Consider the following 22,412-nt stretch of genomic DNA (forward strand, 5'->3'; position numbering starts at 1 on the left):
CCTTGTCGAGACAGCCGACTACCCGCACTCTGACTGTCGGCAGGCGGCAGGGTGCCCCGCTGATTCAATGCGAGCGGGAATCCAGTAGCGCCTCGATCCGTTGGTCCTTTTCTGCCCAGAGCTGGCTGACCCATTGCTGGAAGTCGGCGCGAAATTCCGCGTCTTCACTGTAATCGCCCGCCCAGCGCGCCGGATCCAGAGGGCGCGCGCGGATATCGATGATAACGCGTTTGACCCGTCCGCAGAGCAGGTCCCAGAAGCCGGGCACGCGACCGTCCGGATAGACCAGGGTGACGTCCAGCAGGGTGTCCAGCTGCTCGCCCATGGCGGCGAGGACGAAGGCCATGCCACCGGCCTTGGGTTTGAGCAGGTGGCGATAGGGCGAATGCTGCTCGGCATGCTTGGCGGCGGTGAAGCGGGTGCCTTCCAGGTAGTTGACGATGGTCACCGGCTGGCGACGGAATTTCTCGCAGGCGCGGCGGGTGATGGCCAGGTCCGCGCCCTTGAGCTCCGGGCGGCGCGCCAGCTGGGCGCGGCTGTATCTCTTCATGAAGGGGTAGTCCAGCGCCCACCAGGCCAGACCCAGGAAGGGCACCCAGATGAGCTCCTTCTTCAGGAAGAACTTGAAGTAGGGCACCTTGCCGTTGAAGGTTTCGATCAGGGCGGGGATGTCGACCCAGGACTGGTGGTTGCAGATGACCAGGTAGGAGCTGTCGCGGCTGAGCACCTCGGTGCCACGGATGTCCCAGACGGTAGGGGTGAGCCGGGCGAAGATGACCTTGTTGATCTCGGCCCAGGTCTCGGCGATGGTCGTGACTACCCGGGAGCAGACATCGCGCAGCGCCACGCTGGGCAGCAGCTTGATCAAGGCGAATGCCAGCAGCGGACCGATCATGACCAGGGTGTTCAGCAGGAGCAGCAGGGAGACGGCGATACCGGTCAGGAGGTGCATGGATTCTCTCGTCTGGAACTTAGGGCGATAGTCTTTAGCGCGGCCTGGCACTTTGCGATCATTTGCTTCTGGATGACTGCTGCCGATCAGCTGCGAAGTGAACGCCATGCTCAAGAAGGTTACCAGTGCCGAGGTCTGCCTCGGCATGTACATCCACAGATTCGAAGGCAACTGGATCGATCATCCGTTCTGGAAGGCGCGCTTCCTGCTCCAGGAGCCGCGCGATCTGCAGAAGATCCAGGACAGCGCCGTGACCGCCGTGTGGATCGATATCGCCAAGGGGCGGGATTGCCAGCCCCCGGCCGAGCGCGCGATGCCCGTAGCTCCGGTCACGCCTCCTGAACCCGCCGTCGCGCCAGCCCGGCCTACGCCCACCACCTTCGCGACCAGCGCCCCAGGCACTGCCATCAGTTGTCCCCAGGAAATGGCCCAGGCTTCCGCCGTGAGCGCCCATGCCAAGCAGGAGGTGGCGCGACTGTTCCAGGACGTGCGCCTGGGCCAGGCCATCGAGCTGAGCGAGGTGGCGACCGTGGTCGAGCAGATATCGGCGTCGGTGCTGCGGCATCCCACGGCGCTGATCAGTCTGACGCGGCTGCGCACGGCTGACGAGTATACCTACATCCATTCGGTGTCGGTCTGCGCCCTGATGACGGCGGTGGCGCGGCAGATGGAGCTGCCGGCGGAGCAGGTGCAGCTCGCCGGCCAGGCTGGCCTGCTGCACGACGTGGGCAAGATGCGTACCCCTCTGGAGGTACTGAACAAGCCAGGCAAGCTGACCGACGCGGAATTCGCCGTGATGCAGCGGCACCCCGAGGAGGGCGTCGCCCTGCTGCAGCAGTGGGGCGCGGCCGCGGAGGTGATCGACGTCTGTCTGCACCATCACGAGAAATTCGATGGCACTGGCTATCCCCGTGGCCTGGCCGGGACGCAGATCAGTCTGCTGTCGCGCATCGCCGCGGTCTGCGACGTCTATGACGCCATCTCCTCGACCCGCCCCTACAAGACCGCCTGGAGTCCGGCGGAAGCGATCCGGCGCATGGCGGAATGGCAGGGGCATTTCGATCCCCAGGTGTTCCAGGCCTTCGTCAAGACGCTGGGTATCTATCCGATCGGCTCCCTGGTGCGGCTGAGCAACGAGCAGCTGGCGGTGGTGGTCGAGCAGCACCCGGACAGCCTGCTGACGCCGCGGGTGCGGGTGTTCTTTTCCGCTCGCTCGCGCACGCCCCTGCCGCAGCGACTGCTGGATCTCGCCCGGCCCCCCGCCAACGAACGCATCCTGCGGCGCGAGGATCCGGAGGAGTGGGGCTTTCGCAATCTGCAGCGGCTCTGGCAGCAGGCCTAGCGCCGGCTCAGGGGCGGGTCGCCTGCAGCGACGGGCGTTCGTCGGTGCGGGCATACCAGGCGGCAATGCGCGGACAGTCGCTGCGCCAGGCAAAGGTGGGGATGCGGAAGTCCAGATAGCCGAGCAGGCAGGCCATGCCCAGGCTGGCCACGTCGAATTCGCCGTCCAGTTCCTGGATGGCCTCGCGCTCGAAGTAGTCCAGCGCCCGGGCGATCTTTTCCTGCTGGTTGTCCAGCCAGAGTTTCCATTGCATGCCCGGCGGGCGCATGAAGCTCTCGTAGCGGATCTGCACCGCGGCTTCCATCATGGCGTCGCACAGTGAGGCCAGGGTCAGGCGGCGCCAGCGCTCCGGGCCCTGGCAAGGGATCAGCGGGGTGCGCTCGTGCAGGGTGTCCAGATAGTCAAGGATGACGCGACTGTCGTGCAGGCAGGTGCCATCGGCCAGGCGCAGGGCGGGAATCTTGCCGGCCGGATTGGTATCGAGAACGTCGCGATTGGGGTTGAGCGGCGTCTGCTGGACGATTTCCACTTCGACCTGCTCGATCAGGTCCGTCTCGTGGAGCATCACCACGACTTTACGACCGAAGGGCGAGGCGGGAGTGTGGTACAGGATCATGGACATGGGCCGGGCTCTCCAGAGGGCAGGACTGCCTTCGCTGGTGGCGAAGCCCTGCACTGTAAGCCCTAGGCCGGCCTGGGTAAAAGATCGCCTTGGTCGTAGGCGGCTGGATCAGGCCAGGCCCGGCAGCTCGACGTACACGCCCAGCCCGCGTCCTTGCAGGCCTTCGCCCAGGTGCAGACTGCCGCCATGGATTTCGACGATGCGTTTGACGATGGGCAGGCCCAGGCCGCTGCCGACGTTCTGACCGGCGCTCTCGCTGCGATAGAAGCGGGTGAATATCATCGCCCGCTCTTCCGGGGTGACGCCGGGTCCGCTGTCGCAGACATCAATCCGAACCCGCCCGGGCACATCCTCGACGACCCGCACCAGCACCTGGCCACCGCTGGGGGTGTAGCGGATGGCATTGCCCACCAGGTTGGTGAGCAGCACCCCCAACCAGGTGGGAATGCCGGACAGCTTGACCTCCTGATCCTCCAGCACCAGGTCGATGTGCTTTTCGATGGCCAGCGGCGCGAGTTCCGAAAGGGTGTCCGCCGCCAGGCGACCGAGGTGGACGGGGACGAACTGCTCCTGCAGGGCGCCACTGTCCAGGCGGGCCAGGAGCAGGATCTGCTCCATCAGCTGGCTGATGCGTTCGGCGCTGCGGCGCACCTGCACCAGGCCCCGGGCGTGGGCCTGGGGATCGCTGGATCTCAGGGCGACCTGGGTGTGGGTCAGCAGACTGGCGAGGGGCGTGCGGATCTCGTGGGCGGCGTCGCTGGTCAGCCGGCGCTCCGCTTCCAGGGCGCCGTCCAGGCGTTGCAGCAGGGCGTTGATCTCTTCGACCAGCACCGCGGCTTCCAAGGGGACCCGGTTCAGTGCCAGGGGCTCCAGGCGCTGGGCGGAACGCTGCTTGATCTGCGCGGCCAGCTGGCGCAGCGGTTCGAGACCGCGGGTGACGCCGAACCAGATGAGTGCGGCCAGCACCGGCAGGGCCAGCGCCAGGGGAAACAGTGAGCCGAGCAGCAGCAGATTGGTGGCGCCGCGTCGATCGGCCAGGTTTTCGTAGATCCAGATGCGTCCATCGCCGCTACTCAGGCGCAGCACGCGCCAGTGCTGCCCTTCGGCCAGCAGACTGCTGAAACCGGGCGGCTGCTCGGCCAGGCCGGCAGGTGGCGCCGGGGTGCCGAGGCGCTGGTCACCGGCCTGTAGCAGATAGCCCAAGGCGTTGCGCCGCTTGAACAGCGGCAAGTCGGCGATGGCCGTGCGGCTGCGCTCCAGGGCACGCGCCGCGGGCGGCAGGCTGTGATCGTTGCCGGCGCCGAGGGTGGCCAGGTGCAGCGCTGCGGAGCCGAAGTCGAGCATGTCCTCGTCCGCCAGGCGATTCACCTGGCGCAGCACCAGCTGGTAGGTCACCAGGGCGGCGATCAGCCAGCAGGCGAAGATCCCGCACAGCAGCAGCGTCAGCAGTCGCCGCCGCAGCGAGATGGCCGGGCCGTCGCTCACGGCGCCGGCCGCTCGGGTTGGTCGATGCCGTAGCCGATGCCGCGCACGGTTCGGATCAGGCTGCTGCCGAGCTTGCGTCTGAGGTGATGGATATGGACCTCGATGGCATTGCTCTCGACGTCGCCATCCCAGCCGTAGAGCGCCTGCTCCAGGCGATTGCGCGAGAGCACCTTGCCCATGTTTTCCAGCAGCAGGCGCAGCAGGGCGTATTCGCGCGGCGCCAGTTCGACTGGCTGGCCGGCCAGGGTCACCCGGTGGGTGGCCGGGTCGACCCGCAGATCGTTGTGCTCCAGCTGGGGCAGCGCCCGACCCGCGCTGCGGCGGGTGAGGGCACGCACCCGGGCCAGCAGTTCGTCGAGGTCGAAGGGCTTGGTCAGGTAGTCGTCGGCGCCGGTATCCAGCCCGGTGACCCGGTCGGTGACCTTGTCGCGGGCGGTGAGGATCAGCACCGGGGTGGCGTCGCCGCGCTTGCGCAGGGCGGCCAGGACTTCGAGTCCCGAGCGGCGGGGCAGGCCGATGTCGAGCACCACCAGATCGAAGGGATCGGTTTCCAGCGCCGCCTGGGCGGCCTGGCCATCGGTCACCCAATCGACGGTATCGCCTTCCAGCGCCAGGCCGGCGCGGATGCCGTCGCCCAGCAACATGTCGTCTTCGGCCAGCAGTATTCTCATCGGTTTTTCCCAGGCGGTGGAGCGGTTGTACCGCTCCGGGCCGGCCTCGGCAAGAGCGGTGACCATCCCCCAGGATGGTCAGCTTCCAGCCTAGGCCCGGGCGCTTAAGGCCGGATTAACAAGGTCTCAGCGCTGGGCGCTGACCCGCCAGATGGTATTGCCGACATCGTCGGCCACCAGCAGGCCGCCGCGACCATCGTTGACCACCCCGACCGGGCGCCCCTGGGCCTCTTCCTTGGCATTGAGGAAACCGGTCAGCAGGTCCCGCGGCGGGCCGCTGGGCTTGCCGTCCTGGAAGGGCACGAAGATGACCTTGTAACCGCTCTTGGGATCGCGATTCCAGGAGCCGTGCTGGCCAACGAACATTCCCTGGTGAAAAGCGGCCGGCAGCCCAGTGTCGGCGCTCGCGAAGGCCAGGCCCAGGGAGGCGGTGTGGGTGCCCAGGGCATAGTCGGGGGTCAGCGCCTTGGCCACCAGATCCGGGCGGGGTGGCTGCACCCGACTGTCCACGGTCTTGCCCCAGTAGCTGTAGGGCCAGCCATAGAAGCCGCCATCCTGTACCGAGGTGGCATAGTCCGGGACCAGGTCGCTGCCGATCTCGTCGCGTTCGTTGACCACCGTCCACAGCCTGCCGGTGGTGGGCTCCCAGTCCAAGCCATTGGGGTTGCGCAGGCCGGTGGCGAACAGGCGTTTCTGGCCGCTGGCGCGATCCAGCTCCCAGATGGCGGCGCGACCCTGTTCGATGTCCAGGCCGTTTTCGCCGACGTTGCTGTTGGAGCCCACGGTGAGATAGAGCTTCCGGCCATCGCGACTGGCGATGACGTTCTTGGTCCAGTGGTGATTGATGCCGGCCGGCAGGTCGGTGACCTGGGTGCCCTGGCCTTCCAGGCGGGTGGCACCGGGGCGGTAGGTGAAGCGCACCAGGGCATCGGCGTTGGCGACATAGAAGTCCTCGCCCACCAGGGCCATGCCGAAAGGCGAATGCAGGTGCTCGGCGAAGACCAGGCGGGTCTCGGCGACGCCGTCGCCGTCGGCATCGCGCAGCAGGGTGATGCGATCGGCGCTGGGCACCCCGGCGCCGGCCTTCTTCATGAGCAGGCCGGCAATCCAGTTCTTGATGCCGGGAAAGTCCTCGCGCCTGGGCGCATTGCTTTCCGCCACCAGCACATCGCCGTTGGGCAATACATAGAGCCAGCGCGGATGGTCCAGGCCGCCGGCGAAGGCCTGCACCTGGGTGCCCGGCGCGGCAGTGGGCTTGCCGCCTTCGGGCCAGCCGACCGCCGGTGCCACGTTGATGGTGGGCAGCAGGGTCTTGTGGGGTTCCGGCAGGGTCGGTGCCGGGCCGTAACCGGCTTCGCGCTGCAGCCGTGCGGTCTCGCCACAGCCAAGCAGGGCCATGGCGGCCAGGGTCACGGCCAGAGTACGCAGGGTAAGGGGCATGGCAGGGCTCTCGCGGTGGGCTTCGCAGGATAGAGCGCAGGTTCCAGCGAACGTTCCGGGCTAGGTCCTGGGGTCATCCGGCAGGTCCGCTCCAGTGGGTCTTGAAAATGACTCTTTTGGGAATGTTGGTCTTTTTGCGTGCCACGGCGTCTGACCCGTTCTTTTATGGATACAGAAAGTCTTGTCGATTCAAGGTGTTAGCTCGGCTGCGCGGGCAGTTGCGGAAAAACGGCGGCTATCTGACGCGAATCATGACGTAACTGGCTGTTTTTGCAGGAAAAAATTCACTAAAGCTGGGGGCGGTGACGCCGATAGCTGCCCCAACAATGACGACGAAGTCGCACCCAGCGGCGCCGCAAGCGGACGCGGCCGCCTGAACTCGCCTACGCCAGAACCCGCTAGCTTGCGGGGGCGGGGAGTCTTTCTTTTCACAGGTGCAGTCATGCAATCCCTTACCCGGCGCTTGCGCCAGTTTTCCCTGCGGCTGGCCGGTACCCTGGCCCTGAGCAGCGCTCTTCTGGGTTCGGCCCAGGCGGTCGACCTGGTCGGTCTCAACTTCTCCGGTGCCGGCTTCGCCAGCCAGGTGCTGCCCGGCCTCAACAACCGCAACTACATCTTTCCCAGCGAACAGCACTTCAAGGACTGGAGCGCCAAGGGCATCAAGCTGGTGCGCTTTCCGATCATCTGGGAGCGCATCCAGCCCACCCTGAATTCGATGCTGGATCCGGACTACGGCGCCCTGGTCACCCAGACGCTGAATTACGCCCAGAAGCATGGCGTCAAGGTGATCCTCGACCTGCACAACTATGCGCGCTATCGCGGCGAGGTCATCGGCGCCGGCAAGGTCACCTACTTCAACTACTGGGACGTGACCTATCGCGTGGCTTTCCGCTTCGGCAAGCACCCGGCGCTCTTTGGCTACGACATCATGAACGAGCCCCACGACGCCGTGGCCTTCTGGCCGACCGCCGCCCAGCATGGCATCAACGGCATCCGTACCGTGGACAACGTCCATCCGATCATCGTCGAGGGCAACGGCTGGTCCAGCGCCGCCCGTTGGCCACAGTGGAACGATCCGCTGCTGGCGCTCAAGGATCCGGCCAACAAGCTGATCTTTTCCGCCCACGTCTATTTCGACAACGACGGCGGCGGCCAGTACGCCAGCAAGGACATGAGCGGCTTCGATCCCCAGGTCGGGGTGAAGCGCGTCAAGCCCTTCGTCGACTGGCTGAAAAAGAACGGCAAGCAGGGCTATATCGGCGAATTCGGTGTGCCGGACGACGATCCGCGCTGGCTGGTGGCCATGGACAACATGCTGGCCTATCTCAAGCAGCACTGCATCCCGGCCAGCTATTGGGCTGCCGGTCCGGGCTGGGGCAACTACAACCTGGCGGTGGAACCCATCAACGGCGTGGATCGTCCCCAGTGGGCGACCCTGAAGAAGTACGTCGACAACACCAGCTGCGCCAGCATCGGGCCCAATTAAGCCCGGTCAGCGATGGCGGTCCCTGGGGTCGGCAGGCTACCCTTGAGTTTTAACCGTGCCAGCCCCGAGGACCCCTCATGAGCCAGATTCCCGCCGACCTGCGTTATGCCGCCAGCCACGAATGGGCGCGCCTGGAAGCCGACGGTAGCGTGACCGTCGGCATTTCCGACCATGCCCAGGAAGCCCTGGGCGATGTGGTCTTCATCGAACTGCCGGACGTCGGCAAGACCCTCGCGGCCGGTGACCAGGCCGGGGTGGTGGAGTCGGTCAAGGCGGCCTCGGACATCTATGCCCCGGTGGGCGGCGAGGTGATCGCCGTCAACGAGGCCTTGGCCGACGCCCCCGAGCAGGTCAATGGCGAGCCCTATGGCGCCTGGTTCTTCAAGCTCAAGCCGCAGGACGCGGCCGAGCTGGACAGGCTGCTCGACGCCGACGGCTATCGCGCGGCCAGCGAGAGCTGAGGCGACAGCCTCACGCCCAGGCAACCGGCAAAAAAGAACCCCGCGCGGCGTTGACCGGCGGGGTTCTTTTTTGCCTAGCCCTTATTGGGTCAGGATACGCATGGCGAGATCGTTGTCGCTGGCCTTGAGGCCCGGCTCGGCGGCGCGCATGTCACGCAGCGCGGCTTCCAGGTAGGGACCACGGATCTGGCCGTTGCTGGCCAGGTAGGAGCTGGCGTCGTCCTGGGTGGCGGCGACGATCTTGTGGTCGTCACGGCTGGTGGTATAGAACGAGCCGGAGGTCGCCCCCAGGGTCGCGGCATGCCGCCAGAACCGCGCATCCGCATTGGCGGCGGTGGTCGCGGCCAACAGCGGCAGGCCGATCAGGGAAACCAGAGCAAGCTTCTTCAGGCGCATGGATGAGATCTCCTTCTTGAGGTTTCCTATAGAGAGCTCAGACATCCTTTGAGTTCCAGAGGGCTGTGCAGGCGCCTTCCGACCGCGCTTAGCCCTGGATCATGCTGTGGATGCGTTCCGCCAGGGCATCGATGTCGAAGGGCTTGATCAGCATGTCCATGTTCTCGCCGAGGAATTCGCCACGCACCTTGGCGTTCTTGGCATAGCCGGTGATGAACAGCACCTTGAGCTCGGGCCGCCGACCGCGGGCGATCTCGGCGAGTTGGCGGCCGTTCATGCCGGGCAGGCCGACGTCGCTGATGAGCAGGTCCAGCCGCTGGCCGCTCTCGATGATCGGCAGGGCGCCATCGGCGTCGCTCGCCTCCAGCGCGATGTAGCCCAGTTCGGCGAGCACCTCCAGCACGATCATGCGTACCGCGTACTCGTCTTCCACCACCAGCACGGTCTGGCCGGCCTCGGCACGGGGCGCGACCTTGAGCGTCGGTTGCTCGGTGGTGGCTGCCGCCAGCTCGGGATGACGCGGCAGATAGAGGCTGATGGTGGTGCCCTGACCCTGCTCGGTGTCGATGCGCGCGGTGCCGCCGGATTGCTTGACGAAGCCGTAGATCATCGACAGGCCGAGCCCCGTGCCCTGGCCGGCCGGCTTGGTGGTGAAGAAGGGCTCGAAGGCCTTGGCCTTGACCTCCGGCGGCATACCGGTGCCGGTGTCGGCCACGCTCAGGCGCACGTAGTCGCCCGGCGTCAGGGATTCGCGCGCGGCGGCCTCGGCGTCGAGGCTGAGGTTGGCCGTGGCGATGCACAGCTCGCCGCCCGCCGGCATGGCGTCGCGGCCGTTGATGACCAGGTTGAGCAGGGCGTTTTCCAGCTGGTGGGTATCGCTGTGGGCGAGCCAGGCGACCGGCGCCAGATCCAGGCGCAGAGCGACGTTCTCGCCCACGGTACGCACCAGCAGGTCCTGCAGCGAGCCGACCAGCTGGTGCACGTCCACCGGCTGCGGATCCAGGGTCTGGCGGCGGGCGAAGGCCAGCAGCCGATGGGTAAGAGCAGCGGCGCGATCGGCCGAATTGACCGCGGCGTTGATGTAGCGATCCAGGTCCTGGGTGCGCCCGTTGGCGATGCGCAGGCGGATCAGGTCGAGGGCCCCGACGATGCCGGTGAGCATGTTGTTGAAGTCATGGGCGATACCACCGGTGAGCTGACCGATGGCTTCCATCTTCTGTGACTGGCGCAAGGCTTCTTCGGTGCGCTCGCGTTCGTAGATCTCGGCGATCAGCCGCGCATGGCTGCGTCCCAACTCCTGGGTGCGTTCGGCGATGCGCTGCTCCAGCTGGTCGGTGGTCTGGCGCGCCTCGGTGACGTCCACGCCACAGCCCACCAGGCCATGGAATTCACCGTCGAGCTCCAGTCGCGGCGTACCTTCCAGCCGTAGCCAGCGCCACTCACCCTGGGCATTGCGCACCCGCACCTCGGCGCGCAGGGCGCTGTGGGTGGCGATGGCCTGCTTGAAGGCGCCCTCGAAGGCCGGGCATTCGCTGTCCGGGAGCAGGGCACTCCAGCCCTGGTCATGCAGATCGGCGTCGTGCAGATCGAATTCGCGGGCGAAGCGCTGGTTGACGAATTGCAACTGGCCATCGGCATCGCAGGCCCAGATCAGCACCGGGGCGCTGTCGGCCATGAGGCGGAAGCGGCCCTCGCTCTCGCGCTGGGCGTCCTGGGAGCGCTGCCGGCAGATGGCCGCCCAGAGGCGGTCGGTGACATCGCGCAGGAATTGCACCTCGCCTTCCGTCCACAACCGAGCGCGCTGGTCATGGGCGACGAACAGCGCCCGCAGGCGACCGTCCTCATAGAGCGGGATGTCCACCAGCGCCGCGATCTCCAGTTCGAGCAGGGGCTGGGCATTGGCCTGGGCCCGCGGATCCTGGCTGACATCGTCGATGACCAGGGGTGGTGCGCCCTCCTGGTTGCCCAGGCTGTCGGGAGCGAGCAGGGGATAGGCCAGGGCCTGATCGCAATGGCCGTTGGGCGTCCACATCTGCTGCGGGACGAAGGTGCCGCGATTCTCGTCCAGATGGGCATAGCCGACCCGGCGCAGGCCCAGTCGCGTACCCACCAGCTCCAGGGCGGCAGCGACGCCGGTGCTTTCCGGATCCCCTTCACGCAAGCGGTCGCCCAGTTCGATGAGGGCGTGCTGACGCGCCTCGGCGGCGCGGCGCTCCTCGATCTGTCGGCGCAACTGGCGGTTAGTCTCGCTGATGCGATCGGCGTCGTGGCGTTCACGGGTGATGTCGCGGGCGATGCCCACCAGCCGACGTTGCCCGCCGGGCTCCAGGCGCTCGCGCCCGCGGATGCTCAGCCATACGGATTCGCCCTGGCGTGACGTGCGGACGCGAAAGGTCAGCCGCAGGTCATAGGCATTGCCGCCGCCCTGGATGGCCGCGCTCACATAGGCGCGCACCCGCGGCGCATCGGCCGGATGCAGGGCGCGCAGCAGGGCCGCACCGCGCATCGTGCAGCGGCGCTCGGCGGCACCGACCAGGTGGGCGAGGCGGGAATCCCAGCTGATCAGGTCACGGTCGATGTCATAGTCCCAGACGCCCAGGTCGGCCACGTCCATGGCCAGGGCGATGCGCTGCTCGGCCAGGCGCAGGGCCTCGGCCGCCGCGGTGCGTTCGATGACGATGCGGATGCGCTCGGCCACCTCGCGCACCAGGGCCACATCGCCGATGGTCCAGTGACGGGGCGTGTCGGCATAGAGGAACAACAGGCCAACCAGCTGTTCTTCGGCGAGCAAGGGCACCACCAGGCCGGCGCGCACGCCATGCTCGACCAGCTGGGCGCGCATCTCGCCCAGGCGACTGTCCTGGGCGCTGTCTTCCACGCTGACGATGATGCCACGGCGCAATTCCTCCACCGCCGAGGTGTGCCAGTGACCCAGGCTGGGCAGGTTGAGGCGATGGGTACGGCCCTGTTCGAGCCAGTCGCTGTCGATGGTCAGGCTGCCGTTGCGACCGACCCTGGCGTAGCCGATGCGCTGCACGGCCAGCAGGTGGCCAAGGCTGTCGCCCAGTACCGAGGCGACCTCGCCGGTGTGGGTCACGCCATGCAGCAGATCGCCCAGTTCGAGCAGGAAGCGCTGGCGATCATGGCTGCGGATGCGTTCGCTGAGATCGACGAAGGTGCAGATGGCGCCCTGGACCTCGCCGTCGCGCCACAGCGGCTGGGCGCGCCATTCCACCGGCAGCAGACTGCCGTCCTCGCGCAACAGCGCATCGGCGGACAGGTGCAGGGTGGCGCCTTCGCTGGCAGCACGTTGCAGGGCTCGGGCGCCATCCTCGCTGCGGGCGGAGCTGAGTCGCGTATCCAGGCGTTCGCCGAGGAGGTCTCGTTCCTCGGACAGCCCGAGCATCTGCCGGAAGGCGCGATTGCACAGGGTGGCGCGGCCGTCGCGATCCAGGGCGCAGAAGCCTTCGTGGGTCGATTCGAGGAGCAGATGGGCGAAGGCCTCGCTCTCCCGCAGCGCCGTTTCCGCCCGCTTGCGGCTGTCGATGTCCTGGGCCACGCCGACCCAGTGCTCGATCTCGCCGCTGGCATTGGTGAAGGGCATGGTGCGGGTTTCGAACCAGCGGTAGCGACCCTCGGCATCGCGCAGCTGCAACTCCAGGCTGCCGGCGACTCTTTGCTCGCGCACCTCGCGCCAGCGGCGCAGCAATTGCGGGCGCTGCTCGGGATGGATGGCGCCGGCCCAGAGATCGGGATCGGCGACCACGTTGGCCGGACTCAGGCCGCTGTATTCGTACCAGTAGCGATTGGCGTATTCGAAGCTGCCATCGGGTCGCGCGAACCAGATGATCTGTGGATTGACGTCCATCAGGGCGCGGTAATGGGTTTCGTCGAGGGTGCTGTGCCGGGTGGGCGACGCCGCCTGCAGGCGAGTCTCGAACAGGCGCAGCACCTGGCGCGCCAGGCGTTCGAGTCCGCTCAGGCGCGCGGCGCTCAATTCGCGCGGTTGCCAGTCCAGCACGCAGAGGGTGCCGAGAAAGACACCGTCCGCCGTGCGCAGCGGAGCGCCGGCATAGAATCTCAGCCCGGCCGGATCGGTGACCAGGGGATTGTCGGTGAAGCGTGGGTCCTGGCTCAGGTCTTCGATCTGCCGTGCCTCCTGGGCCGCGTGCAGGTGTTGGCAGAAGGACAGGGCCAGGGGGATCTCCGCCACGCCCAGGCCGCGCTCGGCGATGAACAACTGCTGCTCTTCACCGAGCAGGTTGACCGCGGCGATGGGCGTCTCGCACAGGGTGGCCGCCAGTTCCACCAGGTCGTCGAGGGCCGGCTCCGGCTGGTCGTCGAGCACGCCGTAAGCGGTCAGGACCTCCTGGCGGCGACGGCGCTGTTCGGGGTCCTCGGCGCCTACGGCAGGATTCACGACGGTTGTCTGCACGGCTGGCTATCCTTGTTCCGCTCGCGGGATGCTGGGGCGCTAACGCTCGCTCTGGGGCGTGACGCGCAGGACTTCTTCCACGGTGGTGAAGCCGGCGGCGATCTTTTGCGCACCGGACAGCCGCAGGCTGCGCATGCCTTCCTTGAACGCCTGCCGCCGCAGCGCGGTGATGTCGGTATCCGCCGTCACCAGTTCGCGCAGACTATCGGAGAGGGTGAGGATTTCGTATACCCCGGCACGACCGCGGTAACCGGTGTCGCGACACTCCGGACAACCCACCGGCTGCATGGCCCCGGTGGGCAGCGGCGCGTTCCAAGGCTTGGTCAGTTCCTGCCAGGCTGCCGGGTCCAGCTCGGTGGGCGTCTTGCAGGCCGGGCAGAGGGTGCGCACCAGCCGCTGAGCCATGACGCCCAGCACCGTGGCGCGGATCAGGTAATAGGGCACGCCCAGTTCGATCAGCCGACTCACCGAGCTGGGGGCGTCGTTGGTGTGCAGGGTGGAAAGCACCAGGTGGCCGGTCAGCGCCGCCTGGATGGCCATCTCGGCGGTTTCCAGGTCGCGGATCTCGCCGATCATGATGATGTCCGGGTCCTGCCGCATCAGTGCCCTGACGCCACTGGCGAAGGTCACCTCGATATTGGGCTGCACCTGCATCTGGTTGAAGGCGTCCTCCACCATCTCGATGGGGTCTTCGATGGTGCAGACGTTCACTTCGGGCGTGGCCAGCTGCTTGAGGGTGGTGTACAGCGTGGTGGTCTTGCCCGAACCGGTGGGGCCGGTGACCAGGATGATGCCGTTGGGTTGCCCGGTCATGCCGGCCCAGCGGCGCAGGTCATCGGCGGAGAAGCCGAGCTGGTCGAAGCTCTTGAGCAGCACGTCCGGGTCGAAGATCCGCATCACCAGCTTTTCGCCAAAGGCGGTGGGCATGGTCGAAAGGCGCAGTTCGACTTCCTTTTCGCCGGCCATGCGCGTCTTGATCCGGCCATCCTGGGGCTTGCGCTTCTCGGCGACGTTCATGCGGCCGAGGTTCTTGATCCGGCTGACCACCGCCAGGGTGACCTGGGCGGGGAACTGGTAGACGGTGTGCAGCACCCCGTCGATGCGAAAGCGCACCGCGCCCTGCTCGCGGCGCGGCTCGACGTGGATATCGCTGGCGCGCTGCTGGAAGGCGTACTGGAACAGCCAGTCGACGATGTTGACGATGTGGGCATCGTTGGCATCCGGCTCGCCATCGGCGGCACCGAGATTGACCAACTGCTCGAAGTTGCCGACGCCGCTGGTCTTCTGCTCCACCGCCGAGGCGCCGGTGACCGAGCGCGCCAGGCGAAAGAATTCCTGGGTATAGCGGGTGATGTCCGCGGGGCTGGCCACCACCCGCTTGATCGGTCGCTGCAGCACATGGGTGAGGTTGCTCTCCCAGCTGTGCACGAAGGGCTGGGCGCTGGCCACCGTCACCTCGTCCGGGCTCACCGCCACGGCGAGGATCTTGTTGCGCTGGGCGAAAGCATAGGACATCAGCGGGGTGACCGAGGCCACGTCCACCTTGAGCGGATCGATGCGGTAGAAGGGTTGGCCCGAGTACTCGGCGAGCCAGCGGGTCAGGCTGTCCAGATCCAGCTTGCGCCCCGGTCGGCTGAGGTCGTCCACGCTCTGCGCCGCCAGGAACTCCAGCGGATGCTGCTGCGGATTGGCCGAGCCACGGCGCAAGAGCAGGCACTGCTCAGCGGTCTGCTGGTCGATCCGCTGCTGGCTGACCAGCTCGCGCAGGATGTCGCCCAGGTCGAGCCAACGATCAGCGGAAGGGGAAGCTATGGCGGACATCTGGACTCCTTGAAAAGGTGGTCACACTCGGGTGGCGCCCGGTGCCTGACCGGGAACGACCCGCCTGCCGTACCGCCAGGTTGGTCGCCTCCTCCAGCATAGCGACTTTGTTTTAAGGAATCGCTCGCGGCCTTGTGCCATCAGGATGGACGGCTGGGCGCGCCAGGCGTTCCTGCCGTCCGGTGGCTCAGGCCAGGGCTTTCCAGGGCGTCAGGCCATGGACCAGGCGCGCCTGTTCGGCCACCCCGGCGAGATCGCCATGGGCGCTCAGCGGCGCCAGCTTGCCCAGTTCGCCATACAGGCGGTCGGCTTCGGGTAGGTCCAGGGCGCCCCGCGCCAGGTGCAGCCAGACCTGCATCCGCTCCAGACGGGGCAACTGCTGCTGGATCAACTCGGGTTCGGTGATGGCGCGCAGCAGCGGCAGTTCGGCCGCCTCCTGGGCCAGCAGGCGCGGCAGCCATTGGCCTAGGGGCGTCACGCCCTGGCGCTCGCCGCGGCCGGTACGCCCCTGGATCCAGGCGCGCTCATGCAGCCAGCGCGCCGCACGCAGGGAGAACAGACCCCAGCGCGGCTGTTCCAGCTCGGCGGCGAAGCGCTGCGGCGCCTGGCGGCGGGCCTCTTCGTCGTCCTGGCCGATGGCCGCCAGCGGGCGCCAGTCGGCGAGCAGGTCATCGAGGGCCTGGCGCAGCTCGCGGCTGGTGGCACGCGGCGCGGCCTGGCCGAGACTGCCGAGCAAGGCGCGCAGATCGATCAGCTGATGCACCCAGTCCACCAGCAGGCGCCAGTGGCCATTCCAGCGATACTGTTCGGCCAGGCGCTGACTGCCGGCCAGCAGGTGCCAGCCCAGGCGCGCGACGGCTTCGTCCAACGGCGTCTCGGCGTCCAGTTCCGGCGCGGACAGATAGAGGGTGTAGCTGGCCGCATCGTGCAGGCGATAGCCGCGCTCGGCCTTGCTGATGTCGCACGGCATCAACGGGAATTCGGCCGCCAGTTGCTCGGCCAGTTCCAGCAACGCCGCCGGTTCGCCCTGGCGCAATTCCAGCTCGACCTCGGCGATGGCCTCGCGCTGCTCGCCCACGCGCACCTCGCCCTGGTCCAGGGCCACCTCGATCACGGTACGGGTCTTGCCCCGGCCCCAGGCGATTTCCGCGGCGTCGCGGACGAAATCGGTATCGAACACCGGCTGCAGGCGGCGCAGGTCGAGGTCGGCCAGCTCCGCCGGCCAGCAGCTGTCGTCGAACAGCGCGGTGTCCAGGGTGGCATCGGCCAGCGGCCACTCCCACTCGTTGCGCTCGGACAGCCCGGCCAGGCTCTGGCCGCGGCTCTTGAGCGTCTGGATATAGCGGTCGCCATCACGCCGCACGCGCAGGGCGACCTTGGCATGGGCCAGGTCGCGGGTATCGGTGTCGTAATAGCAATTGGAGAGTTCGTGGCGCTGCCAGCCTTCCTTGCAGCGCTTTTTCAGCAGCGGATGAGCGCGCAGGGCGTCAAGGGTGGCCGCACTGGCGCGCAGCTTGATTTCGGTTTCTTTGGCCATTGGAAGATCCTGGCGCCGGAAGAGAACGGTCCGGCTCCGTGCCGAGCGCGTCGTGATGACGGACGGCGAGAACGTGGCCGCTAGTTTAGCCGGTCCGCGTCGCCAAGGCCCATGAAGGTTTCATCGCACGGCGGATGGCGCCATGATGGAGCCGTGACCAGGAGACCCCGCATGACCCTGCCCGCGCTGAAAGCTCTGTTCTCAACCCTCATCGCCGAAAGCTCGGTGAGCTGCACCCAGCCGGCGCTGGACCAGTCCAACGCCGGCGTCATCGCCCGCCTGAGCGACTGGTTCGGCGCCCTGGGTTTCGCCTGCGCGACCCAGGAGGTGGCGCCGGGCAAGTTCAACCTGATCGCCACCCTGGGCAGCGGACCGGGTGGCCTGGTGCTGGCGGGTCATACCGATACCGTGCCCTATGACGAGGCGCTCTGGCAGGCCGATCCCCTGCGTCTGCGCGAAGCCGACGATCGCTGGTACGGGCTGGGCAGTTGCGACATGAAGGGCTTCTTCGCATTGATCCTCGAGGCGGTACGCGAACTGGATCTGCGGCAGTTGCGCCAGCCGCTGATCGTGCTCGCCACCTGCGACGAAGAATCCTCCATGGACGGCGCCCGGGTGCTGGCCGAGGCCGGTCGCCCGCTGGGCCGCGCCGCGGTGATCGGCGAGCCGACCGGGCTGCGGCCGATCCGCCTGCACAAGGGCATCCTCATGGAGCGCATCGACATCCTCGGCCAGAGCGGCCATTCCTCCGACCCGAGTCTGGGGCACAGCGCCCTGGAGGCCATGCAGGCGGTAATGGGCGAACTGCTCGACCTGCGCGCCCAGTGGCAGCGCGAGTACCGCAATCCGCTGTTCCTGGTGCCCCAGCCGACCCTCAACCTCGGCTGCATCCATGGCGGCGACAACCCCAACCGCATCTGCGGCCAGTGCGCCCTGGAATTCGACCTGCGCCCGCTGCCGGGCATGCAGCCCGAAGTCCTGCGCCAGGCCATCCGCGGACGCCTGCTGCCCGTCGCCGAGCGCTTCGGGGTACGCATCGACTACCAGCCACTGTTTCCCGCCGTGCCGCCCTTCGAGCAGCCGGCCGACGCCGAGCTGGTGCGCCTGGCCGAGCGCCTCACCGGCCACGCCGCCGACGCCGTGGCCTTCGCCACCGAGGCGCCCTATCTGCAGGCGATCGCCCAGGAGGTGCTGGTCCTCGGCCCCGGCGACATCGGCTGCGCGCACCAGCCCGAGGAGCACCTGGCGCTGGCGCGGATCGCACCTACCGTCAAGCTGCTGCAGCAACTGATCGGCCACTACTGCCTGGAGCAGGCGGCGGTCGCCCGATGAACAGATCCGCGCGCTTGGCGTGACTTTTTGTAAACTCCAGGCGGTCTACTGACCCTGCCCATCCGCTCCCTGTCGAGGAACCTCCGTGCTGCGACGACGCTGAACGCCCTGCCTGCCCTCGTTCACCCTCACGCCTATCCACCAAGGGTCTTCGTCTCGATGCACGACTACGTCAACTGGCTCCGCCACGCCTCGCCCTATATCAATGCCCACCGCGACGCCACCTTCGTCGTCATGCTGCCCGGTGACGGCGTCGCCCACCCCAACTTCGGCAACATCGTCCACGACCTGGTACTGCTGCACAGCCTGGGCGTGCGCCTGGTGCTGGTGCACGGCTCCCGTCCGCAGATCGAATCGCGCCTGGCCGCCCGTGGCATCGAGCCGCGCTTCTACAACGACCTGCGCATCACCGACGGCCCGACCCTGGAAGCGGTGATCGATGCCGTCGGCAGCCTGCGCAGCGCCATCGAGGCGCGGCTGTCCATGGACATGGCCGCCTCGCCCATGCAGGGCTCGCGGCTGAGGGTCGCCAGTGGCAACCTGGTCACCGCGCGCCCGGTGGGGGTGCAGGACGGCGTCGACTTCCACCATACCGGCGAAGTCCGCCGCATCGACCGCCGCGGCATTGGTCGCCTGCTCGACGAGCGCACCATCGTGCTGCTCTCGCCGCTGGGCTATTCCCCCACCGGCGAGACCTTCAACCTGGCCTGCGAAGACGTCGCCATGCGCGCCGCCATCGACCTGGGCGCCGACAAGCTGGTGCTCTACGGCGCCGAGCCAGGCCTGCTGGACGAGCACGGCGCCCTGATCCGCGAGATCGGCCCGCAGCAGATCCCCACCCATCTGGCGCGCCTGGGCAGTTCCTACCAGGCCGAATTGCTCGATGCCGCCGCCCAGGCCACCCGTGGCGGTGTTCGCCGCTGCCACATCGTCGGCTACGCCGAGGACGGCGCCCTGCTCACCGAACTCTTCACCCGCGCCGGCAGCGGCACCCTGGTGGCCCAGGAACCCTTCGAGACCCTGCGCGAAGCGACCATCGCCGACGTCGGCGGCCTGATGGAACTGATCCGCCCGCTGGAAGAGCAGGGCATCCTAGTGCGCCGTTCCCGCGAGGTGCTGGAGCGCGAGATCGAGCAATTCAGCATCGTCGAACGCGAAGGCCTGATCATCGCCTGCGCGGCGCTCTATCCCATCGCCGACTCGGCGGCGGGCGAGCTGGCTTGCCTCGCGGTCAATCCCGACTACCGCCACGGCGGCCGCGGCGACGCCCTGCTGGCACGCATCGAACAACGCGCCCGTGAGCGCGGCCTCGGCACCCTGTTCGTGCTCACCACCAAGACCGCCCATTGGTTCCGCGAACGCGGCTTCGAACCCAGCAGCGTGGAGCGGCTCCCTGCGGCGCGGGCCTCGCTGTACAACTTCCAGCGCAATTCGAAGATCTTCGAGAAGGGCTTGTAAGAGCGCGCGCTCGTAGGTTGGGCTGAGACGGCTCTATCGTCGAAGCCCAACGTTCTGGCTGGCTTCTGGCTGATTACCGAGCTTTCAGATGGTTTTTGTTTCGCCCCCTCGGGCGAGTCACTTTTGCCAGTCGCGGCAAAAGTAACCAAAAACGCTTGCCCCGACCATCCGGCCTTCCGCTTCGCTCCAGGTCCGCTCACCCCAGCGCCGTTCCGGGGTCGGCCTACACGGGCCGTCCATGGCCCGTTAGGCCTCTCGCCGCATCCATGCGGCTCGACCCACTCCACGACACTGGCGTTCGCCCTCCTGAACGGGGCGGTTCGCTAGCCTGAAAGTGTTGGTTGAAGAGCCATAACCGTCCGTAGTGTGGACAACGGCGAAGCCTTGTCCACTGATAGCGTCGGTACCCACCAATGGAAAACGCTGCGCGGTTTTCCACGCTACAAAGGTGTAAGCACCAAGCCTCAGGCTAGCGCCCCGCCCCGTCAGTGAGGCCGAGTGTAGGTGTTGCGGAGGGGGATGCGAGGCAGGACGCCGAGCAAGGCGCGAGGGGCAGGATGCCCCTTCGTGCCGTGCCCTTGGAGCGGCACCGGAGCGAGGGGACCCGCAACGCAGCGGAGGGCCGAAACGTGGGGCAAGCGTTTTTGCTTACTTTTTTCGCGTTTGAAAAAAGTGAGTCGCCCGGGTGGGCGAAACAAGATCCACCAGCAGAACACGATAATCAGCTAGGGCACCAACAAACTCTTTGGCACCGCAACGTTGGGCTTCGACGATGGAGCCGTCTCAACCCAACCTACCTGCCTACACCCCGATCGTCGCCAGAATACTCGCCTGATAGGCCGCCACGAAGGTATCGAAATCCCCCTGGGGCGCCGCCTCGATCTCCGCCTGCTCGTCCAGCGACTGGCGCGCCATCTGGGCATAGCACGCCTGCTCGCCTTCGCTCAGCGGATGGCTGGCGAAATAGGCCGCATGAGCCTCGCTCTGGCGCAGGCCGAAGTCGGCAAAGCTCTCGCCGCGTTCGCGCAGCTCCTGCAGCATCCGCGCCGAGGGGGTGAGGCGGACGTCGGCGACCTTCTGCCGCTGTGCCGCCACCGCCCGGCGGTGGGCGTCACCGCCCAGGCTGGCGTCCAGGGTCTCGGCGCAGCGCTCGATCTGGTCGAGCATCTCCGCCGCCCAGTCGATCATGGTCACCGAGGCGCCATGGCGCTGCAGGCGCAGACCCGGCTTGCGGCCTTCGCGCACCACGCTGGCGAAGTTGTCGGTGCATTCGCTGCACTCGCCGTTGAGCGGCGGGCTGCCTTCCAGGGCGCAATAGAGCAGGAAGGCGTCGAGGAAGAGGGCGGTGGTGGTATCGATGCCCAGCGGCAGGAAGGGATCGATGTCCAGGCAGCGCACCTCGATGTACTGCACGCCACGCGCCATCAGCGCCTGCACCGGCCGCTCGCCGCTGCGGGTGACGCGCTTCGGGCGGATGGTGGCGTAGTACTCGTTCTCGATCTGCAGGATGTTGGTGTTGAGCTGCACCCACTCGCCGTTCTGGTGCGTGCCGATTTCCGCATAGGGCGGGTAGGGCGTGCCCACCGCGCGTCTCAGGCTCTCGGTGTAGGTGGTCAGGTCGTTGTAGTCCGGCGTCAGGCTGGCCTGGGCGTTGCTCTGGTAGCCCAGGTCGCTCATGCGCAGGCTGGTGGCATGGGGCAGGTACAGAGTCCGCTCGTCGAGGGTCTGCAGCTGGTGCGGCCGGCCGCGCAGGAACCCCACGTCCAGTGCCGGCGAGGCGCCGAACAGGTACATCAGCAGCCAGCTATAACGGCGGAAGTTGCGGATCAGGGCGATGTAGCGAGCCGACTGGTAGTCGCGGGCGTCGCGGGCGTCACCCTCCTGCTGGCGCAGCAGTTCCCAGGCCGCTTCCGGCAGCGAGAAGTTGTAGTGGATGCCGGCGATGCATTGCATGGTGCGGCTGTAGCGCAGGGCCAGACCACGCCGATAGACGTGCTTGAGCCGGCCGATGTTGGAGCTGCCGTAGTCGGCGATGGGGATCTCGTCTTCGGCCGGCAACGCGCAGGGCATGGAACCGCTCCAGAGGCGCTCGCCATCGAGTTCGGCGACCGCGGCGCGATGCACCCGATCCAGGGCGGCCAGCACCTCGGGGGTGCGGGTACCGGTGGGGGTGATGAATTCCAGCAGGGCCTCGGAGTAGTCCGTGGTGATCTGCGGATGGGTCAGGGCCGAGCCCAGCGCCTGCGGATGGGGGTGCCGGGACAACTGGCCACGGGCGTCCACCCGCAGGGTCTCGCGCTCGATGCCGTGCAGGCATTCGGCCAGAAGGGTGGGATCAGCGCCGAGCAGGGCCAGGCGGCGGGACAGGATATCGCTCAAGTTGACTTCCTTTGGCGGTACTCGCCCCGGGCAGGGTAGAAGAAACCGACTGAAATGAGGGTTGCCGGCCAGGGCCGACGCGGGGGCAGCAGTCACTGCTGCGGTCCGGGTTCAAGCCTCAGACCGCAACCCGCTCAGTTGTCTCCCAGCGTAGCTCAGGCAGCGGCAAAGGGCGATATGCGCCGCTTCGCTGCCGCCCGGGCTGGCCGGTCACAGACAGGCGAAGGTCGCCTGGGCCAGGGCGATCAGCTTGTCGCCTTGATGCACCTGGGCTTCCAGCACATGGGTCTTGCGACCCGGGTGGATCACCCGGGCGCGACAGACCAGTTCGCCTTCGCTGACGCCACGCACGTAGTTGACCTTGCACTCCAGGGTCACGCTGCCGGGCTGGCCGTCGAACAGGCTGTGGCTGGCCTGGCCCAGGGCGGTGTCGATCAGCGAGAAGATGGCCCCGCCGTGCAGCTTGCCATGCAGGTTGATGAGCCTGTCCTGCACGCTCATGCGCACCTCGGACTCGCCGGCCTCGGCTTTGTGGATGGTCATGCCCAGCAGGGTGCTGAAGGCGCTGTCCTTGCCTACGGGAGAACCGCTCATG

The 22,412-nt window shown here is 67.3% G+C and carries 16 protein-coding genes; 5 read left to right on the forward strand and 11 right to left on the reverse strand.

Annotated features, from left to right (window positions below; translation table 11 throughout):
• Nucleotides 1-64: 64 nt before the first annotated feature.
• Nucleotides 65-952, reverse strand: coding sequence for an acyltransferase (locus FEZ61_RS11580; protein WP_093256909.1), 888 nt, complete (start codon nucleotides 950-952; stop codon nucleotides 65-67).
• A gap of 106 nt (nucleotides 953-1,058) precedes the next feature.
• On the opposite strand from FEZ61_RS11580, the gene FEZ61_RS11585 reads away from it, so the two are divergent.
• Entirely contained in the window at nucleotides 1,059-2,294 is a 1,236-nt protein-coding gene (locus FEZ61_RS11585) for an HD-GYP domain-containing protein (protein ID WP_173148707.1), read from the forward strand.
• A 7-nt stretch (nucleotides 2,295-2,301) separates the two neighbouring features.
• On the opposite strand, the gene FEZ61_RS11590 is transcribed toward FEZ61_RS11585, so the two are convergent.
• The 4 genes from FEZ61_RS11590 to FEZ61_RS11605 form a co-directional block, all read right to left on the reverse strand.
• The gene (locus tag FEZ61_RS11590) at nucleotides 2,302-2,916 is read right to left on the reverse strand and encodes a glutathione S-transferase family protein (protein WP_173148709.1); all 615 of its coding nucleotides are present in this window, start codon (nucleotides 2,914-2,916) and stop codon (nucleotides 2,302-2,304) included.
• Between the two features lie 108 nt (nucleotides 2,917-3,024).
• Nucleotides 3,025-4,401, reverse strand: coding sequence for an ATP-binding protein (locus FEZ61_RS11595; RefSeq protein ID WP_173148711.1), 1,377 nt, complete (start codon nucleotides 4,399-4,401; stop codon nucleotides 3,025-3,027).
• Nucleotides 4,398-5,072, reverse strand: a complete 675-nt coding sequence (locus FEZ61_RS11600) for a response regulator (protein WP_064308173.1) — start codon at nucleotides 5,070-5,072, stop codon at nucleotides 4,398-4,400. The genes FEZ61_RS11595 and FEZ61_RS11600 overlap by 4 nt, the downstream gene beginning before the upstream one ends.
• Nucleotides 5,073-5,198: 126 nt before the next feature.
• The gene (locus FEZ61_RS11605) at nucleotides 5,199-6,512 is read right to left on the reverse strand and encodes a sorbosone dehydrogenase family protein (RefSeq protein WP_173148713.1); all 1,314 of its coding nucleotides are present in this window, start codon (nucleotides 6,510-6,512) and stop codon (nucleotides 5,199-5,201) included.
• A 442-nt stretch (nucleotides 6,513-6,954) separates the two neighbouring features.
• Between FEZ61_RS11605 and FEZ61_RS11610 the strand changes: the two genes are divergently transcribed.
• Together FEZ61_RS11610 and gcvH are read left to right on the forward strand one after the other, a co-directional pair.
• On the forward strand, nucleotides 6,955-7,998 hold the full coding sequence (locus tag FEZ61_RS11610; RefSeq protein ID WP_173148715.1) for a glycoside hydrolase family 5 protein: 1,044 nt from the start codon (nucleotides 6,955-6,957) through the stop codon (nucleotides 7,996-7,998).
• A gap of 77 nt (nucleotides 7,999-8,075) precedes the next feature.
• Entirely contained in the window at nucleotides 8,076-8,459 is a 384-nt protein-coding gene (gene gcvH, locus FEZ61_RS11615) for a glycine cleavage system protein GcvH (protein ID WP_064308158.1), read from the forward strand.
• An 81-nt stretch (nucleotides 8,460-8,540) separates the two neighbouring features.
• On the opposite strand, the gene FEZ61_RS11620 is transcribed toward gcvH, so the two are convergent.
• The 4 genes from FEZ61_RS11620 to FEZ61_RS11635 all read right to left on the reverse strand — a co-directional run bounded on the left by FEZ61_RS11620 (nucleotide 8,541) and on the right by FEZ61_RS11635 (nucleotide 16,648).
• Entirely contained in the window at nucleotides 8,541-8,855 is a 315-nt protein-coding gene (locus FEZ61_RS11620) for a DUF2388 domain-containing protein (protein WP_064308157.1), read from the reverse strand.
• Between the two features lie 88 nt (nucleotides 8,856-8,943).
• Nucleotides 8,944-13,290 carry a PAS domain S-box protein gene (locus FEZ61_RS11625; protein ID WP_173148717.1) on the reverse strand — a complete coding sequence of 1,449 codons (4,347 nt, stop codon included), beginning with the start codon at nucleotides 13,288-13,290 and terminating at the stop codon, nucleotides 8,944-8,946.
• Between the two features lie 39 nt (nucleotides 13,291-13,329).
• Nucleotides 13,330-15,111: a GspE/PulE family protein gene (locus tag FEZ61_RS11630; RefSeq protein ID WP_027598246.1), complete on the reverse strand. Its 1,782-nt coding sequence runs from the start codon at nucleotides 15,109-15,111 to the stop codon at nucleotides 13,330-13,332.
• 187 nt (nucleotides 15,112-15,298) lie between these two features.
• The gene (locus FEZ61_RS11635) at nucleotides 15,299-16,648 is read right to left on the reverse strand and encodes an inorganic triphosphatase (RefSeq protein ID WP_173148719.1); all 1,350 of its coding nucleotides are present in this window, start codon (nucleotides 16,646-16,648) and stop codon (nucleotides 15,299-15,301) included.
• 171 nt (nucleotides 16,649-16,819) lie between these two features.
• On the opposite strand from FEZ61_RS11635, the gene argE reads away from it, so the two are divergent.
• Together argE and argA are read left to right on the forward strand one after the other, a co-directional pair.
• A complete protein-coding gene (gene argE, locus FEZ61_RS11640) occupies nucleotides 16,820-17,980 on the forward strand; it encodes an acetylornithine deacetylase (protein ID WP_160921990.1) in 1,161 nt (386 codons plus the stop codon).
• A gap of 159 nt (nucleotides 17,981-18,139) precedes the next feature.
• A complete protein-coding gene (argA, locus tag FEZ61_RS11645; RefSeq protein WP_017639495.1) occupies nucleotides 18,140-19,438 on the forward strand; it encodes an amino-acid N-acetyltransferase in 1,299 nt (432 codons plus the stop codon).
• Between the two features lie 801 nt (nucleotides 19,439-20,239).
• Here argA and gshA read toward each other — a convergent pair.
• Both gshA and FEZ61_RS11655 read right to left on the reverse strand, forming a co-directional pair.
• Entirely contained in the window at nucleotides 20,240-21,817 is a 1,578-nt protein-coding gene (gshA, locus tag FEZ61_RS11650) for a glutamate--cysteine ligase (protein ID WP_064308153.1), read from the reverse strand.
• Nucleotides 21,818-22,027: 210 nt separating this feature from the next.
• Nucleotides 22,028-22,411 carry a PaaI family thioesterase gene (locus FEZ61_RS11655; protein ID WP_017639497.1) on the reverse strand — a complete coding sequence of 128 codons (384 nt, stop codon included), beginning with the start codon at nucleotides 22,409-22,411 and terminating at the stop codon, nucleotides 22,028-22,030.
• Between the last annotated feature and the right edge of the window lies 1 nt (nucleotide 22,412).

The sequence above is a fragment of the Pseudomonas sp. MS15a(2019) genome (assembly GCF_013277805.1).
GTDB classification, from domain to species: Bacteria; Pseudomonadota; Gammaproteobacteria; order Pseudomonadales; family Pseudomonadaceae; genus Chryseomonas; species Chryseomonas benzopyrenica.

Excerpts from the sequence above, each read along its gene's own strand:
- FEZ61_RS11605 (WP_173148713.1), bottom strand. The coding sequence starts at position 6,512 with ATGCCCCTTACCCTGCGTACTCTGGCCGTGACCCTGGCCGCCATGGCC.
- argA (WP_017639495.1), top strand. The coding sequence starts at position 18,140 with ATGCACGACTACGTCAACTGGCTCCGCCACGCCTCGCCCTATATCAAT.
- argE (WP_160921990.1), top strand. The coding sequence starts at position 16,820 with ATGACCCTGCCCGCGCTGAAAGCTCTGTTCTCAACCCTCATCGCCGAA.
- FEZ61_RS11620 (WP_064308157.1), bottom strand. The coding sequence starts at position 8,855 with ATGCGCCTGAAGAAGCTTGCTCTGGTTTCCCTGATCGGCCTGCCGCTG.
- FEZ61_RS11590 (WP_173148709.1), bottom strand. The coding sequence starts at position 2,916 with ATGTCCATGATCCTGTACCACACTCCCGCCTCGCCCTTCGGTCGTAAA.
- FEZ61_RS11655 (WP_017639497.1), bottom strand. The coding sequence starts at position 22,411 with ATGAGCGGTTCTCCCGTAGGCAAGGACAGCGCCTTCAGCACCCTGCTG.
- gcvH (WP_064308158.1), top strand. The coding sequence starts at position 8,076 with ATGAGCCAGATTCCCGCCGACCTGCGTTATGCCGCCAGCCACGAATGG.
- FEZ61_RS11610 (WP_173148715.1), top strand. The coding sequence starts at position 6,955 with ATGCAATCCCTTACCCGGCGCTTGCGCCAGTTTTCCCTGCGGCTGGCC.
- FEZ61_RS11630 (WP_027598246.1), bottom strand. The coding sequence starts at position 15,111 with ATGTCCGCCATAGCTTCCCCTTCCGCTGATCGTTGGCTCGACCTGGGC.
- FEZ61_RS11585 (WP_173148707.1), top strand. The coding sequence starts at position 1,059 with ATGCTCAAGAAGGTTACCAGTGCCGAGGTCTGCCTCGGCATGTACATC.
- FEZ61_RS11635 (WP_173148719.1), bottom strand. The coding sequence starts at position 16,648 with ATGGCCAAAGAAACCGAAATCAAGCTGCGCGCCAGTGCGGCCACCCTT.
- FEZ61_RS11600 (WP_064308173.1), bottom strand. The coding sequence starts at position 5,072 with ATGAGAATACTGCTGGCCGAAGACGACATGTTGCTGGGCGACGGCATC.
- FEZ61_RS11580 (WP_093256909.1), bottom strand. The coding sequence starts at position 952 with ATGCACCTCCTGACCGGTATCGCCGTCTCCCTGCTGCTCCTGCTGAAC.